The following is a 15,672-nucleotide window of genomic DNA, read 5'->3' on the forward strand; positions in this document are numbered from 1 at the left end:
GCCTGTTCAGAATCTTCAGATTAAGTAAAGGACCATGGCCTTCATACGTACCCCTCACCGTTCCCCCGCCCGCCGCGGCGCACTCGCAGCCGCACTTGCAGTGTCCCTCTTCGCCGCTCCCGTCGCAGTGCCCACGGCGCACGCCGCGACCAATGCGGTCGACCGCGTCGCCCTCGGTATCGGCGCTGACGAGACCCAGGCGAACGTCGCTTGGCAGTCCGCGCGACTCGGCGAGCAGTACCTCGAGTACTGGAAGAGCGACGATCCGTCGTCGAAGCAGAGCGTGACGTCGGAAAAGGGCCCCCGCGAGGCGCTGATGACCAACCTCGAGCCGGAGACTGAGTACACCTACCGCATTGGCAGCGACAAGATCGGTTGGACCGATGAGGCGACCTTCACCACCGGCGAGGAGTCGGATTCCTGGAACTTCCTCGCGTTCGCAGACGCGCAGATCGGTGTGGACACCAAGATCGATGAGCAGGCCGCCGCCTGGGACAAGGCAGTCACTACCGCCACCTCTGAGCACCCGGATTCCGCATTCATCATGCACCTGGGCGACCAGATCGAGGGCTGGGGTGCGCCGAACCAGCAGATGAAGGCGTTCCTGGCTCCGGAGAAGCTCAAGGAGTACCGCCTCGCCGTGCTGCGCGGCAACCACGAGACCTACGCCCCGGCCAGCATCTTCGACGACGGCTTCTACCTCCCCAACGAGGACGCCGATACCACCGACTACTTCTTCACCTACAACAACGTGCTGTTCATCGGCCTGGACGGCAACCGCAGCTCCAGCGAAGACATTCAGAAGCACGCGAAGTTTGTAAAGAAGACCATCGCCGAGCAGGGCAAGGACGCGGACTGGGTGATCGCCGGCATTCACCAGGCGCCATTCTCCCAGGGCACCCACTACACCGACAATGACGTCGTGCGTATGCGCAACGAGCTCACCCCAGAGCTGTCCAGCGCCGGCGTGGACCTCGTCCTCAGCGGCCACGACCACATCTACACCCGCACCCACCTCATGAACGGCGCCGACCCCGTCGTCCCTGAAGGCGCGGCGAAGGCCGGGGACGTACTCATCCCGGACGAGAACCAGGTCCTCTACGTCACCTCCACCACCGCGACCGGTGGCAAGTACTACGACTTCCAGGACGAGAACAAGGAGAAGCACCCGCGCATCCGCGAGGAGCGCGCGACGGACCTTGTGCACAAGTCCACGGCCCGCTGGCGCCAGGACTACAACCCGGACTACACCAGCATCGATGTCTCCCCGGAGTCCCTGAAGCTGACCACTTACAACATCAACACCCCGTACACGGTCGATCAAGTCACGCTGCAGAAGAAGGACGCGGCGAAGCCGGAGGAGACCACCACCCCGGCCAAGCCGTCCGAGGCCACGACCTCCGCGACCTCCGCGCAGGCGACGCCGACCACGGGCAAGACCAGCCCGGCCGAGACAACGACCGCAACGACCACCGTGCGGCAGGAGCCGAAGACCAGCGTGGTCACCACCACCGTGGAAAAGCCGGTCACCACGACGCAGACGGTGGACAAGACCACCGAGGTCCCGACCACGATCACCAAGGGCTCCCCGGCCCCGACCACGGTGACTACTGCGGTCCCGACGACCGTGCGCGAGGAGGTGGAGAAAACCACCACCAAGCTGGTGCCCACCACCATCACGCGCACGGAGGAGGTGTCCTCCACCGCGAAAGAAACCGTCAAGGAGACGGTAGAGAAAACCGTCGCCACCACCGCACACGCCACGGTGACCACCACCGCCGAGCCCACTGAGAAGCCGGACCAGCAGCCAAGCGAGAAGCCGGACCAGCAGCCAAGCGAGAAGCCGAGCGACGACACCGAAGGCGCATCGAGCGGCAGCAGCGTCGCCGGCGCCGTCCTGCTCGCGCTCGGCCTGTTCGCTTCCCTGCTCGCCGTCATCGCCGGCATCTTCGCCCACCAGTACCCCGACCTGGTGCAGCAGATCCGCAACTACTTCAACATCTAGCTCAACGGCCATTGCCGCTTTGCGCCGCCGCCTGCCTCCACGAGGGGCCAGGGGCGGCGCATTGTGTATGAAGCGCCCGGAATCGGCGACGTCCAGGCAGGGGTGTGTGAATCCGGAGCCGCCCCGACGGTGCCCAGTTGACGAGAACCCCGTGACGAAGACGCTGGAAAAAACTCCGTGATCTCGTCAACCTGTCTTCGTCAAACAGTCCAAACTGCACCCCGCCGGCACGCCGGGCCAGTTACGGCCCACACGACAAAAGCCGGACCGGCTTCCACGCTGTGGTGAAAAACGGTCCGGCTACGTTGTACCCCGTACGGGATTTGAACCCGTGTTACCGCCGTGAGAGGGCGACGTCCTAGGCCACTAGACGAACGGGGCTCGTTCGCTGTCCTTGCGACTTTGTAAACAATAAAGGCAGACCCTACCACTTAGCAAATCGCCAGCTCGTCACGCATTTCTCGCGCGGATCACAAGGCGATAAACCCGACTAGCGCCGCGCCGATCACAACGGCCCACGCCGGGGCCTTCCATGACCGCAGCGCAACGAACGCGACGGCGGCGAGCGCCATCGTCGCGGGCCCGCTAATCCCCGACGTAAACACCGGCGTGTACAGCGCCGCCGCCAGGATTCCCACTACCGCGGCGTTCGCGCCGGCGAGCACACTGCGGCTCGCCGGGTGGGCACGCAGCTGGTCCCAAAACGGCATCGCCCCCGCCACGAGGAGCGCAGCGGGCAGAAAGATCGCCACCGTGGCCAGGACCGCCCCCAGCGCCCAATGGATGCCGTGTGCGCTCGCGCCCAGGAACGAGGCAAACGTGAACAGCGGCCCGGGCACCGCCTGCGCGGCACCGTAGCCGGCGAGGAAGACGTCCTCGCCCACGAGCCCGTTCGGCACCACGGCCTGTTCCAGCAGCGGCAGCACCACGTGCCCGCCGCCGAAGACGAGGGCGCCAGCGCGGTAGAAGGTATCCACGATGCCGAGGCCGACGTCGCCGCCCCGAGCAATCAACGGCAGCGCGACCAGCAGCCCGGCGAACAGCGCCAGGCACGTCACGCCCACGCCTTTGGACTGCTGGTACATGGCGCGGTCGCGCGACACATCATCGACCGTGCCGCCCTCCCCGCGCAGCAAACCGAACCCGGCCGCCGCGCCGACGAGGATCGCGGCCACCTGGACCCAGGGGCTCGGCACGAGTAGGACCAGCACCATCGCGGACACCGCAATCAGCGCGCGCGACGCGTCTGTCACCAGCGAACCCGCCATCCCAAGCACCGCGTGTGCAACCACTGCCACGGCGGCGGCTTTCATTCCGGTGAGCCAGCCGGCGTGGGTGGCGTCGTCAAGCGTGGCGAGCCCCAGAGCGAAGCACACCAGGGCGATTGCCGACGGCAACGTGAAGGCCGCCCACGCCGCCGCCATGCCCAGGTACCCCGCCCGGCGGAGGCCGAGCGCCATGCCGACCTGGCTGGAGGCGGGGCCAGGGAGGAATTGGCAGAGCGCGACGAGGTCGGCGTACTCGGAGTCCGAGAGCCACTTCCGGCGCTCGACGAACTCGTCGCGGAAGTAGCCGAGGTGCGCAACGGGGCCGCCGAAAGAGGTGCAGCCGAGTTTGAGGAAGACGCCGAATACCTCGGCGACGCTGCCGCGCTGGCTCACTCCTGCTCCTTTGGCGTTGACGCGAAGACCAGTGGTGGGTCGATGCGGACCACTGCGGCGGTGTCGATCTCCGGGCGTGCGCTGCCGGGGGCGAAGGCGCGGAACTCGTGGTCACCCGCGCGCAGCGAGACCGAGTAGCCGTCGCGCTCGTAGAGCGCGGATGTCACGATCATCGTCATCGCCGTCGCTGTCGCGCCGTCGTGCCCGGCGCCGTCGAGGTGGACCATGGATGGCCGGACCGCCACCTCGACTTCGGTGCCGTCCGCCGCGGCGGTGCCCGAGACCTCGGCGGGCCAGGACAACTCGGGAAGGCTATCGACGACCACCCGTCCCCCATTGATCCGCCCTGGCAGCACGGTGGCGTCGCCCATAAACGACGCCACCCACGCCGACGCCGGCCGCGCGAGCAGGTCCGCCGGAGCAGCGATCTGTTCGATGACGCCGTCGCGCAGGACCGCGATGCGGTCGGCGATCGCCAGCGCTTCCTTCCGGTCGTGGGTGACGTGGACTGTCGTGAGGTTGTGCGTGCGCGTGAGCGCGACGAGCTCGCGCCGCAGGCCGTCGCGGAGGGGCTCGTCGAGGGCGGACAGGGCTTCGTCGAGAAGCAAAACGCTCGGCCGCGCAACGATGGCACGAGCGAGGGCGACGCGCTGGCGCTGGCCGCCCGACAGCGAGTCCGGTTTACGCGCGCCGAACCCCGCCAGGCCGACGAGCTCGAGCACCTCTTGGACCCTGCTGCGGCGCTGCGATGCGGGCACCTTGGCCTGCTTGAGGGGGTAGGCCACGTTGGCCTCCACCGTCATGTGCGGCCAGACCGCGTGCTGCTGGAAGACCATGCCCATGTTGCGGTGCTCCGGCGGCACGGCGGACACATCGCGGCCGCCGATGCGGATCGTGCCGGACGTGGGGCTGAGGAAGCCGGCGAGGGTGCGCAGCAGCGTCGTCTTACCAGAGCCGGAGGGGCCGACGAGCGCGAGGAACTCGCCGCTCTGCACGTTCGCGTCGAGATTGTTGAGGCCGACGGTGCCGTCGGGAAACGCCACGGTCAAGTGCTCGAGCTGGATTTCGCTCACTTGGCGCTCCTTTCTGGGTTGCGGATGGTCAGGGCGAGCGCGACGATGCCAATGACGGCGAACATGAGCGCCAGCGCGGACGCCTGGTTGTAGTTGCCGGATTGCTGCAGGTTAAACAGCTGCACACCGATCGTGGTGGTGCCGGGCGCGATGAGCAGGATGGAGACAGTGAGTTCCCGCACCGCGGTGACCGCAACCAGCACCGCGCCGGAGACGACCGCGGGGATGGCCATGCGGCCGGTCGTATCAAGCATGGCGCGGAGCCGGCCAGCACCGGAGATTCGCGCCGCTTCCTCCACCGCGGCTGGCATGGACGCCAGCGGGGCACGCACCGCCTGCAGCACGAGCGCGGTGAACGCGCACACGTACGCCAGGAGGATCACCCACCGAGTGTTGTACAGGTCGGTGTAGCGGCCGTAGATGACCCATCCGACGCCGATGATCAGCCCGGGCAGCGCCGTCGGGAGCAGCACGATCAGCGTCAGGGCGGTGTTCGAGCGCGCCCGTGTGCGGGTGACCAACAACCCGACTGCCCAACCAAGCAGGCCGCACAGCAGCGCAGCACCTAGCGCGAGGGTGACCGAATTGGTGAAGCCCTCGATCACACGCGGGTTCTCCAGGGTGGACTGGAAGTTCGACAGCGAGATGTTTTCCAGCGTAAATGGCACGCCCGGTGCGGGAAGCAGCGCGCGGTACGTCAGGCCGATGAGCGGCCCGAGGGTGAGCGCCAGCGCGACGATCCAGGCGACGACGGACACCGCCGCCCGCGACTTCCCCAGCGGCAGCGGCATCGACGCGCCAGTGTGGGTGGTGTTCGCGGCCCGGGCGGAGACGACGTAGTCCGCGACCACCGCCACGATCCCGAGGACAAGCAGCACCGTGCCGATGGTGGAGACCACCTGCAGCGGGTTGGCCACGATGCCTGACTCCATCATGCGGTAGACCATGGTGGCCAGCGTTTCGAAGCGGACAGGCGAGCCCAAGATCGACGGGATTCCAAAGTCGGCCAGGTTCGACACCGCGGTCAGCGTAAACGCGCTGAGGAACGCGGGGCCGAGCAGCGGCAGCGTGACCGTCCGCAGCACGCGGGCGTTGCCGGCGCCACTGATCCGCGCGGCGAGCTCCAAGTCGGCGGGGATGGAGCGCAGCGCCGCCGCGACGATGACGTACACCAGCGGGTAGGAGTGCAGCGTCATGAGGAAGATCACGCCGTCCGCTCCGTAGAGGTTCCAGATCTCGCGGCCGAACACAGCGTTGAGGCCCTGGTTGTTGCCAAACAGCTGCAGCCAAGAAATCGCACCAACAAACGGCGGGACGAGCAGCGGCGACAACAGCAGGATCCGCAGCGCGCCTTTGCCGTATACGTCTGTTCGCTCGAGCAGCAGCGCCACTGCCCCGCCGAGAAGCACCGCGAAGGCTGACGACGCCAACGTGGTCACCGCCGAGTTCAGCGTCGCCTTTCCAAGGCCTTGCTCCAGCAGGAGCGGAATCTGGTTGCCGCCGAGCGCGAGCGACACGACGAGCGCGAGCGGAGTGAGAAACAGCGCGGCGACGACCAGCCACACGCCGAGGCGCGCGAGGCCGACGCCGGTGATACGGCGAGAGGTGGGAGTGGGCACGGTATTAGTCGGGCTACTTCACCGCGTTCTGGAAGAACGAGACCGCTTCCTCGCGGTCGTTGGTCACCGACTTGAGGTCGGCCTCCATCAGCGGGATGTCCTTGAGGCTCGGTGCGTCGCCAGGCGTGCCCACCGAATCAATCACCGGCAGGTAGTTCTGCTCCACCGCCAGCTTCTGCCCCTCCTCAGAGAGCACGAAGTTGATGTAGCGCTGCGCAGCGTCTTGCGCATCGGAGTCCTTGAACACGGCGATGGGCTCGGTGATAAACGGCGCGCCCTCCTCCGGGTAGGACGTCGCGATCGGGGACCCCGCATCCGCCAGGTCGCGCACCAGGTAGTCCACCACGACGCCCACCGGGTGGCCGCCGCCCGCGATCTCCTGCGAGGTCGGGCCGTTGGACTTGGCAATCATCGGCTGGTTCGCGCCCAGCTTGGTGATCCACTCGTCGCCCAGCTCCTCGTTACCCTTCCACACCGTCGCGTTGTACGCGGCGGCGCCGGACACGGATGGGTCCGGCATGACGATCTTGCCCTGATACTCCGGGTCGGTCAGCGCCTGCCAGGAGGCGGGCGCGTTGCCCTGGTCGTACACGCCGGTGTTGTAGGCAATCACCGTCGGGATGATGCGGGTACCCACGTACATGTTGTCGGCGTCCTGCGCCTCCTCGATCACCTTGGAGGTGTCCACGTCCTTCAGCTCAGCCAGGTCGCCCGCCTCCTTGTACGTCTCAAAGGTCGGCGCGTCGGCGGCCCAGAAGATGTCGGCCTCGATGCTGCCCGCGGTCTTCTCCGCCTCGAGGCGCGCGGTGAGGTCACCGGTGCCAGCGCGGTAGACCTCCACGTTCACGTCCGGGTTGGCCTTCTCAAAGGCCTGGTTGATCTCGTCCACCTTCTCTTCCGGCTCGGAGGTGTACACGGTGATCGTGGTCTCGCCGCCATCGGCCGCGGCCGTGGACCCGTTCTCGGTGGAATCCTCAGCGGATGGTTCGGAGCAGCCAACCAGCAGCGCCGCCACGGATCCCATGGCAAACAGGGCGGTCAGGGTGGTTTTCGCAGTCATGCGCATGTCAATCGTTCCTCGCACTCGGCCATTTTTAACGACCAATACCGTAGCAAGGACTCAGGTACTTCGCAGCGCGAACGCACTATTGCTTCTCGACGCCACTCCCCCGCCCCAAACGCAAAAAACTGAGGCGGCCAGCAAACTCGCTGACCGCCTCAGTATCTTGTACCCCGTACGGGATTTGAACCCGTGTTACCGCCGTGAGAGGGCGACGTCCTAGGCCACTAGACGAACGGGGCTTAAGGACACAGAACAACAATGTGAAGTTCTGTTGCTGGCCTACCTGGACTCGAACCAAGAATGGCGGTACCAGAAACCGCTGTGTTGCCAATTACACCATAGGCCATCGTTTTTCAGTGCTTACCGGAGTAAACTCTCTGTGAAGTTGTTTTCCGTGTTCGCTCTGAACAACGATGATTACTATAACCAGAACGCGCTATACATACCAAATCGCCTGGTCAATGCGCATTTTCATCGTCTTAAATCACGCCGTTGTAAGTGTGCTTTTGCGGGCCCTCTCCCGTCCTGCGCTCAACCCTGCACAACAACGAAACCCGCGTGACAGGCGGTGGGCCTGGCACGCGGGCGTCGTGAAGCAATGGGCGCCTATGCGGCGGTGAACGGTGTGACCTCGCGCGCGGCGCGCAGGCGGGTCAGCGTGGACTCCTTGCCCAGCAGCTCCATGGACTCGAACAGCGGCGGGGAGACCTGCTCGCCGGAGATGCCCACGCGCAGGGCGCCGAAGGCCTTGCGGGGCTTGAGCTCCAGCTTCTGGATCAGGGCCTCGTTGAGCGCCTCGTCGATGGCGTCGGTGGCCCACGCGGACTCGTCGATCGCCTCGAGGGCGGCGATGCCCTCGTCGAGCGCCTGGACCGCGTCCTCTTTGAGGTTCTTCTTCGCGGCCTTCTCGTTCAGCTGCAGCTCGGCGTCCGGGGTGACAAGGAACTTGAGGAGCCCGTAGGCGTCGCCAAGCATCTTGATGCGCGTCTGCACGAGCTCCGCGGCCAGCGCGAACTTGTCGGCCGGGTAGTCGGCCGGGAAATCGGTGTACTCCGTGAGGTAGGCGCGCAGGCGATCGCGGAAGTCCTCCGAGTCCAGCTGGCGGATGTGGTCGGCGTTGATGGCCTCGAGCTTCTTCTGGTCAAAGCGCGCGGGGTTGCCCAGCACATCGTGCACGTCGAAGGCCTTGACCATCTCGTCGACGGAGAAGATGTCCTGGTCCGCGGACAGCGACCAGCCGAGCAGCGCGAGGTAGTTGATCATGCCCTCGGGGATGATGCCGGCGTCGCGGTGGTTGAACAGGTTGGACTCCGGGTCGCGCTTGGACAGCTTCTTGTTGCCCTGCCCCATCACGAACGGCAGGTGGCCGAACTCGGGCGTGAACTCCGCGACGCCGATGCGCTGCAGTGCCGCGTAAAGCGCGATCTGTCGCGGGGTGGAGGACAGCAGGTCCTCGCCGCGCAGCACATGGGTGATGCCCATCAGCGCGTCGTCGACCGGGTTGACCAGCGTGTACAGCGGGGCGCCGTTTGAGCGGGCGACCACAAAGTCGGGCTGTGTGTTCGACTTGAACGTGACTTCGCCGCGGACCAGGTCGTTCCAGGTCCAGTCCTGATCCGGCATGCGCAGGCGCCACACGGGCTTGCGGCCCTCGGCCTCGAACGTGTCGATCTGCTCCTGGGTCAGGTCGCGGTCAAAGTTGTCGTACCCCAGCTGCGGGTCGCGGCCGGCGGCCTTGTGCCGCTCCTGCACCTCCTCGTTGGTGGAGTACGCGGGGTAGACCTCTCCGGCCTCGATGAGCTTGTCCAGCACATCTTTGTAAATGTCCATGCGCTGCGACTGGCGGTATGGCTCGTGCGGGCCGCCGACGTTGATGCCCTCGTCCCAGTTCAGGCCGAGCCACTCGAGCGACTCGATAATGGCCTGGTAGGACTCCTCGGAGTCGCGGGCGGCGTCGGTGTCCTCGATGCGGAAGACAAACGTACCGCCGCTGTGCCGCGCCTGCGCCCAGTTGAACAAGGCGGTGCGCACCATACCGACGTGCGGGGTGCCGGTTGGCGATGGGCAGAAACGTACGCGCATTGCAGAATCAGTCATGAGGTAAATAGTAGCGCGGACGCAAACAGCGTCAATTAGCAGGCAATTGCTTCTCGACGCCCCTCCCCACGCCCCCGACCACGAGCGCCAAATCCCCAAGAGTTGCCGCACACATTGCGGTTGCTAAAGTCTTCCCTTATGCCGCATACCCCCGCGTCCGATTCCCTCCGCCCCGCGAGCGCACCCGACTTCCTGCTCTCACGCCCGGGCGGCTCTGTGCGCACCCAAGGAGCCGCGCGCCGGTTCTCCGACGCGTGGGACGCAATCGACGCGCTCGAAGCGGGCGACGTGGACATGCTCGTCGGCGCCCTGCCGTTCGACCAGGACTGCCCCGCCGCGCTCACCGCCCCGGAAAAGATTGTGCGCGAGTCCGGCACGCTCGAGCCCCACCCCTACTACCGAGTGGGCCCGGGCGCCCAGCTCAGCGCGTCGGTGACCAGCTTCGACCCCTCGCCGCAGGAGCACCTGCGCCGCATCGAGGCCGCGATCGGCACGATCGAATCCTCCAAACTGAACAAGGTGGTCTTGGCGCGCGCCGTCGATATTGCCTTCGACCCGCCGGTTGATCCCCGGCTCGTCGCCGCGCGCCTGATTGACCTGTCGTACACCCGCGACGGCTTCATTGCGGACCTCACCCCCTCCGGCCGCACCGGCCACTTCTTTGTCGGTTCCTCCCCCGAGGTGCTGGTGAAGCGGCGCGGTTCGGAGGTGTCCTCGCGCCCGCTGGCCGGCTCTGCCGCGCGCATCCCGCACGACCGCGACGCCGACGAGGCGGCGGCCGCAGCCCTGTACAACTCGGCGAAGGACCTGGGTGAGCACGCCTACGTGGTTGAACACATCCGCCGCGTACTCGCACCGCTGTGCTCGCGCCTGGACATCCCCGACCGCCCGGAGTTGGAGAAGACCAGCGAGATGTGGCACCTTGCCACCCCGATCCGCGGCGAACTCAAGGACCCAGCGCCGAGCGCGCTGGACTTGGCGCTGCGCCTCTACCCCACTCCGGCCGTGTGTGGGACCCCCTCCGACGCGGCGGAGGCGCTGATCACCACCGCGGAGACCGACCGCGGTTTCTACGGCGGTGCGGTCGGCTACACCGACGCGAACGGCGACGGTGAGTACATGGTGGCCATCCGCTGCGCCGAGGTCGACGCCGCTGGCGCCACCGCCCGCACCTGGGCCGGCGGCGGGCTCGTCATCGACTCCGACCCGCAGGCGGAGCTGGACGAGACAAGCGCAAAGCTGCGCACCATCATGCGCGCGCTCGGGCTCTAGGTCCGCCTGCCGCTACGCCTTCGCGACCGGGTTGCCCAGCGAGCCGATCCCGGGGATCTCAACCTCGATGAAGTCACCCGGCACCATCTCCGCGGTGCCCGCCGGGGAGCCGGTGGCCATGACGTCGCCCGGCAGCAGCGTGAACGACTGGGTGACCCACTCGATCATCTCACCGATGCTCATGATCATCTGCTTCGAGTTGGAATCCTGCTTCGTCTCCGTGGTGCCGTCGTGCGTGAGGTGGGCCTTGATGGGCAGGTCCGTGAAGTCGAACTTATCCAGGTCCGTCTCAATCCAGGGGCCGAGCGGCGCGAAGGTGTCGATGCCCTTGGCGCGGGCCCACTGTCCGTCCGCGAACTGGAGGTCGCGCGAGGAGACGTCGTTGACGATGGTCACGCCGCGTACCACTGACTTCCAGTCCTTCGCCTTGACGTTCTTGCACGGCACGCCGATGACGACGGCCAGCTCACCCTCAAACTCCACGCCGGTGGCAAAGTCCGGGATGCGGATCGGCGCACCGGGGCCCACCACGGCTGTCGGCGGCTTGATAAAGATGGTGGGCGGCAGGTGCTCGGCAGATTCTTTAAACACCTCGGCGACGTGGTCCGCGTAGTTGCGGCCGACCGCCACGATCTTGCTCGGCAGCGTCGGCGCGAGCAGGCGCACGTCTTCCAGCTTGTATTCCTTGCCCGTGTACTCGGGGTCCGTGTAGGGGGTGCCGGCGATTGCCTTGGCCACCTTCCCCTCGTCATCGATGACCGCGAAGGTCATCCCTTCGGGTGTTGCAATTCGTCCAAAACGCATGCCGACGAGCATACCGAATTACATAGTGCAGTGATACATCACTCACCAGACAGGGCAAGGTAAAGTTCCGCACACGCCAGCGCGTCCGTCAGCGCGCTGTGGCTTGAGTACCGCGGCAGATTGTACCGCTGCCGCACCCGCGCCAGCCGCAAATCCTCCCCGCGCGGGTACGTGCCCATCCGCTCCATGTGACGCCGCTCCAGCGCCATCGTATCCACCACTTCGCTGTCGTGCAGGACCCACTTTGTGCCGGTGACCTGCCCGCCCAGGCGCCCCAGAAACCCGGTCTCCATCTGGGAGAAGTGCGCCAGCAGCTTTCGCCCGTCGATCGCGCGCGCGAACGCCGCCCACACCTCGGCCGGGTCCTCGCCCAGGCGTGCGACGTCGTCGTCGGTGATGCCGTGCACCGTGGCGGAATCGCCCACCTGCGCGCCCGCGAGCACGTGGTATTCAGCTCGTGAGAGGTCGATCACCCGCCCGTCAAGCGGCACCCAACCGACGGCCACCAGTTGGTCGCGCCCGGGGCGCAGGCCGGTGGTCTCGACGTCGACGGCCAGGAGAGCGGCGTCGACAAGCGTCCTGCGTGATGCTCTCGTGAACCCAAACATGTCACACCGCCTGGACCGGGTACTTGCTGGCCAGCGCATTTTGCAGCGACTTGATCACGCGGAAGCTGTCGCGCAGCGCGGCGCGGTCACGCTCGGTGAGCTCGCGCGGGTCGATGTGGTAGTCGGGGCGCTCGCCCGCGCGCAGCTGCCGCGCCTGGTGGCGAAGGACCAGGTCGGAGAGGTAGTCGGAGGCGTCGAGAAGCTCGCGCGCCCCTTTCTCGGAGAGGGCAGTGCCTATCGACGCCCGCACGCGCTCCCTCGTCGCCACCTCCCCAACCCCCGCGACGATGGCGTACAGGCGCACCATCTGGACGACCGCCGCGGTCCCGCCGCGCTTCACGTCCAGGGTGGAGGCGTACTCGCCACCGCGCTCGACGACGAGCCCGCGGAAGAACCCGATCGGCGGCTCGCGGAACGTGGCCAACGCCGCCAAATGGGTGTGGAGCCGCCGCGAGCCGTGCGCGGACGCGAGTGCGGACTCGCGCACCTCCCGGGCCACCTCCCGCGCCGCGTCGTCCGAGGCGAACACGGTGCGGAAGTCGAAGAAGACCTGCGCGTGCAGCAAGGCGTCGGGGTCGGGCGCGGTCACCCAGCGGTGGAAGGTGCGCTCCCACTGTGCCTGCGTCATCCGCCACGCCGCGTTGGACGCCATCATCTCGCCCGGGCACAGCGCCTGCCCCGCCTCGCTGAGCCCCTGGCAAACAAACCTCCCGAGGGCGGCGAAGTACTCGCCGTGCGCCTCCGGGTCGTACGCGTTGCCCAACACCAACGCGTTGTCCTGGTCCGAGGCCGGCCCCATCTCGCCGCGCGCCTGCGAGCCCACGGCGACGAACGCGAACGGGACCGGCGGCGGGCCGAGCTCCTCGATGGCCAGGACGCACAGACGCCGCGCGATGGCGTCAGTGATCGAGGTGAGCAGACGCTGCGACTCGGCGGCGGTGGCCCCGCGCTCGAAGAATCGCGCCGACACCTCGGCGGCGCGGCGAAAAGCGCCGTCAAGGCCGGAGCGGCTACTGCGCTCCACGTCGGCGGCGAGGTAGATCGGGTCCGCCTGGAGCAGGCGCATAATGTCGCTAGAGGTCACCACGCCGACGATCCCGCCCGTGCCGGTGACCGGAAGGTGGTGCACGCCGAGTTCGCCCATGAGCAACATCGCCTCGAACACGAGGGCGTCCGCGCCGATGGTACGCACCGGCGCAGTCATCACCTCGCGCACCGGCCCGCGCGGGTCCTTGCACCGCGCCACGACGCGGGAGCGCAAGTCGCGGTCCGTCAGGATGCCGGGCCGCTGCGTCCCCGTTGCATCGGCGACGATCAGACACGTCACGCCCTGCCGGTCCATCTCGGCAGCGGCCTCTGCAATCGAGGTGCCGGGGTGGACGGTGGCAAGCTTGCGGTCGCGGAGCAGCTGGCCCAGCTCGGTGCGCAGCACCTCCGCGGAGCTCGACCTCCGGACCTCTTCCGCAGCAGCGCGCACACGGCGCGAGGCGGACTGAAAGAATCGCCCCAGGTCCGGGTAGCTGGCAAGGAGCTCGCTAAACGACGCGCGCGGCAGCAGCAGGAGCAAACTGTCTTCCACCGCGACCATGCCGTACTGCGATTCCCGCGCGCCGAGCAGCGTGGAGTAGCCAAAATTCTTGCCGGCATCGCGGCGGTCCAGCAGCACGCCGTCCCCGGAGACGATGTCCACCGCGCCGGAGCGGATGATGTGGAGTGCGTCGTTAATCTGCCCGGGCGCCACGATCGTCTCGCCCCTACGGACGTACGTCACTGTCATTTGCGCAGGCAGGCCGACGAGCACTTCCTCCGGCAGGTGCGAGAACGGCTCGTGCTGGCCGAGGAAACCTGCGACTTCTTCAAGTTCGACGCTCATGCCCCAACACTAGCGTGGGGCAGCGCACAATATCAGCGGCTTTACTGGTAGCTCACAAACCACGGGCGGGGCTGGACGTCGTTGAACGTCTGCTCCGGGCTGAAGGTCGGGGCGTCCTCGTCCAGGAAGTTCTTCCACGCCATGAAGAAGCGCGGGTTCAGGCCCTCCCGCAGCATGTTCCAGGTATCAAACTTCTGCCCCGGGTCGCCGTGCCCGTCGGCGTGCAGCACGTACGCGAGCTCGTCGCGATCGGTGCGGATGTTCTGCCGGTCGGGGAACATCTGTACCTGGAATTGGTGCAGCACAAACGCCTTCTGCGGCAAGTTGTTGTCGCGCGTGAGGTCCGCGAGCCAATCGGCGACAACGTTGATCTCCTCGGCGGTGGCGGAGCCCACGCGGGACAGCGGCGCCTCGCCCGGGTTGAGCTTCCACTCGGCGTCGAGTGCAAGGCCGACGTTCGGTCGCTTCAGCAGCTCCTCGTACATCTGCACCTGGTGGAGGAAGTCGCCCTGGCCCGGTTGCAGGTCCAGTACGGCGTAGCCGCCCGCCTCCGTGATCGCGTCGGTGTACGGCACGACAGATTCCACGGGCGCCTCGTTGGAGTAGTCCCCGTCCTCGCCCGGCGAGTTGGACGCAACGGTCACGATGATCTCAAACGCCGGAATGACCGGTTCCCCTGCCAACGGCTGGTACTTGCTGGCGTAGTCTTTGGCCATCGCGGCAGCCTCTTGCGGCGGCTGCTCGCCCATCACTCCCAGCTCGGGGGCGAACGAGTGACCATAGAGCGCGATCATCCTGCGCCCCGGGAAGACTAGGCCGCCGCCGCCCGGCAGCTCGCCGTTGCCCGCCAGCTCCACGCGGCGCGCGAACGCATCGGTGCCGCCCCACTGCAGGCCAAGCGCGAGCGTGTCCTGGTCGGAGACGGTACGCATGCTTTCCGACGTCACACGCGGATCCGGGTACGCCACCACCTGCACGTCAGCGCCTGCGGCACGCGCCGTCGCGGCCGCCGCGCGCGAGGTCTCGGCGGTGGCGAGCATAGGCGGGAGCTCGCGCTCGCCCTTGTTCGGCGCATCGAGCGCTGCGATCGCGGCGACGTCCTGTTCCGGCGCGTCGCTCTGCACGGGCTCGGTGGCGTCGTCGGCGGTGTCCTGCGCGTTCGCACCGACCTCGATGACCTCGTCGGCGCCTAGACGTTCCAGCTCCGCGCTCACCGCGTCGCCCGTCGCCGGGTAGCGCACGAGCATCGGCGCCCCCTTGTCCACCGCCAGCGCAGCGGCCTTCAGCTGGTCCTCACGCTTCGGGCCGGACACCACGGCGGTGTCGGCGGCGTCGAACAGCCGGCGCGACACTTCGACGCCGGAGCCGTCGGCGTCATCAATCGCCTCGGCACCATGCGTCTCCAGCTTGTCGGGCTGCGGCGAGGATCCCGCGCCGACGCCGCCCTCACCGCACGCGGTCAGGGCGAGGCTGGAGGCCAGCACTACGGCCAGCCCCACCGCCCCAATTACCTTCCTACGGGCTCGGTTCGTGCTGGCGGACATCGCGGGAACGCTCATACGGGAGTGCACCTTTCATCTGTCTAAAGCTGCTTGAC

The 15,672-nt window shown here is 67.2% G+C and carries 11 protein-coding genes and 3 tRNA genes; 2 read left to right on the forward strand and 12 right to left on the reverse strand.

Annotation, left to right across the window (positions count from 1 at the left end; all coding sequences use genetic code 11):
- Nucleotides 1-34: 34 nt before the first annotated feature.
- Complete coding sequence (locus tag CKJ82_RS02490; protein ID WP_095536894.1) at nucleotides 35-2,005, forward strand: purple acid phosphatase family protein; 1,971 nt, start codon at nucleotides 35-37, stop codon at nucleotides 2,003-2,005.
- Between the two features lie 308 nt (nucleotides 2,006-2,313).
- On the opposite strand, the gene CKJ82_RS02495 is transcribed toward CKJ82_RS02490, so the two are convergent.
- The 8 genes from CKJ82_RS02495 to gltX all read right to left on the reverse strand — a co-directional run bounded on the left by CKJ82_RS02495 (nucleotide 2,314) and on the right by gltX (nucleotide 9,527).
- A tRNA-Glu gene (locus CKJ82_RS02495) sits at nucleotides 2,314-2,386 on the reverse strand.
- Nucleotides 2,387-2,475: 89 nt separating this feature from the next.
- Nucleotides 2,476-3,666 (reverse strand): chromate efflux transporter, encoded by a 1,191-nt coding sequence (gene chrA / locus CKJ82_RS02500; RefSeq protein ID WP_095536895.1) that lies wholly within the window; start codon nucleotides 3,664-3,666, stop codon nucleotides 2,476-2,478.
- Complete coding sequence (locus tag CKJ82_RS02505) at nucleotides 3,663-4,739, reverse strand: ABC transporter ATP-binding protein (protein ID WP_095536896.1); 1,077 nt, start codon at nucleotides 4,737-4,739, stop codon at nucleotides 3,663-3,665. The genes chrA and CKJ82_RS02505 overlap by 4 nt, the downstream gene beginning before the upstream one ends.
- On the reverse strand, nucleotides 4,736-6,358 hold the full coding sequence (locus CKJ82_RS02510; RefSeq protein ID WP_095536897.1) for an ABC transporter permease: 1,623 nt from the start codon (nucleotides 6,356-6,358) through the stop codon (nucleotides 4,736-4,738). Before CKJ82_RS02510 ends, CKJ82_RS02505 begins: the two co-directional genes overlap by 4 nt.
- Nucleotides 6,359-6,371: 13 nt before the next feature.
- Complete coding sequence (locus CKJ82_RS02515; protein WP_420838542.1) at nucleotides 6,372-7,430, reverse strand: ABC transporter substrate-binding protein; 1,059 nt, start codon at nucleotides 7,428-7,430, stop codon at nucleotides 6,372-6,374.
- A gap of 157 nt (nucleotides 7,431-7,587) precedes the next feature.
- Nucleotides 7,588-7,660 (reverse strand) — tRNA-Glu (locus tag CKJ82_RS02520).
- A gap of 35 nt (nucleotides 7,661-7,695) precedes the next feature.
- Nucleotides 7,696-7,767, reverse strand: a tRNA-Gln gene (locus CKJ82_RS02525).
- Nucleotides 7,768-8,027: 260 nt separating this feature from the next.
- The gene (gltX, locus tag CKJ82_RS02530; RefSeq protein ID WP_205691372.1) at nucleotides 8,028-9,527 is read right to left on the reverse strand and encodes a glutamate--tRNA ligase; all 1,500 of its coding nucleotides are present in this window, start codon (nucleotides 9,525-9,527) and stop codon (nucleotides 8,028-8,030) included.
- A 129-nt stretch (nucleotides 9,528-9,656) separates the two neighbouring features.
- Between gltX and CKJ82_RS02535 the strand changes: the two genes are divergently transcribed.
- The gene (locus CKJ82_RS02535) at nucleotides 9,657-10,790 is read left to right on the forward strand and encodes an isochorismate synthase (RefSeq protein ID WP_095536900.1); all 1,134 of its coding nucleotides are present in this window, start codon (nucleotides 9,657-9,659) and stop codon (nucleotides 10,788-10,790) included.
- Between the two features lie 12 nt (nucleotides 10,791-10,802).
- Here CKJ82_RS02535 and CKJ82_RS02540 read toward each other — a convergent pair whose 3' ends face one another.
- From CKJ82_RS02540 to CKJ82_RS02555, 4 genes are read right to left on the reverse strand one after another with little or no spacing between them, the layout of a single operon-like run.
- Nucleotides 10,803-11,594, reverse strand: a complete 792-nt coding sequence (locus CKJ82_RS02540; protein WP_095537053.1) for a fumarylacetoacetate hydrolase family protein — start codon at nucleotides 11,592-11,594, stop codon at nucleotides 10,803-10,805.
- Nucleotides 11,595-11,632: 38 nt separating this feature from the next.
- On the reverse strand, nucleotides 11,633-12,202 hold the full coding sequence (locus CKJ82_RS02545) for a 3'-5' exonuclease (RefSeq protein ID WP_095536901.1): 570 nt from the start codon (nucleotides 12,200-12,202) through the stop codon (nucleotides 11,633-11,635).
- Between the two features lies 1 nt (nucleotide 12,203).
- The gene (locus CKJ82_RS02550; RefSeq protein ID WP_095536902.1) at nucleotides 12,204-14,075 is read right to left on the reverse strand and encodes a DUF294 nucleotidyltransferase-like domain-containing protein; all 1,872 of its coding nucleotides are present in this window, start codon (nucleotides 14,073-14,075) and stop codon (nucleotides 12,204-12,206) included.
- Nucleotides 14,076-14,116: 41 nt separating this feature from the next.
- Nucleotides 14,117-15,634: a cell wall-binding repeat-containing protein gene (locus tag CKJ82_RS02555; protein WP_240510647.1), complete on the reverse strand. Its 1,518-nt coding sequence runs from the start codon at nucleotides 15,632-15,634 to the stop codon at nucleotides 14,117-14,119.
- Between the last annotated feature and the right edge of the window lie 38 nt (nucleotides 15,635-15,672).

This window comes from Corynebacterium gottingense, from assembly GCF_002285125.1.
GTDB lineage: Bacteria > Actinomycetota > Actinomycetes > Mycobacteriales > Mycobacteriaceae > Corynebacterium > Corynebacterium gottingense.

Coding starts and splice junctions, on each gene's coding strand:
- CKJ82_RS02490 (WP_095536894.1), top strand. CDS start 35: ATGGCCTTCATACGTACCCCTCACCGTTCCCCCGCCCGCCGCGGCGCA.
- CKJ82_RS02535 (WP_095536900.1), top strand. CDS start 9,657: ATGCCGCATACCCCCGCGTCCGATTCCCTCCGCCCCGCGAGCGCACCC.
- CKJ82_RS02540 (WP_095537053.1), bottom strand. CDS start 11,594: ATGCGTTTTGGACGAATTGCAACACCCGAAGGGATGACCTTCGCGGTC.
- CKJ82_RS02545 (WP_095536901.1), bottom strand. CDS start 12,202: ATGTTTGGGTTCACGAGAGCATCACGCAGGACGCTTGTCGACGCCGCT.
- CKJ82_RS02550 (WP_095536902.1), bottom strand. CDS start 14,075: ATGAGCGTCGAACTTGAAGAAGTCGCAGGTTTCCTCGGCCAGCACGAG.
- CKJ82_RS02555 (WP_240510647.1), bottom strand. CDS start 15,634: ATGAGCGTTCCCGCGATGTCCGCCAGCACGAACCGAGCCCGTAGGAAG.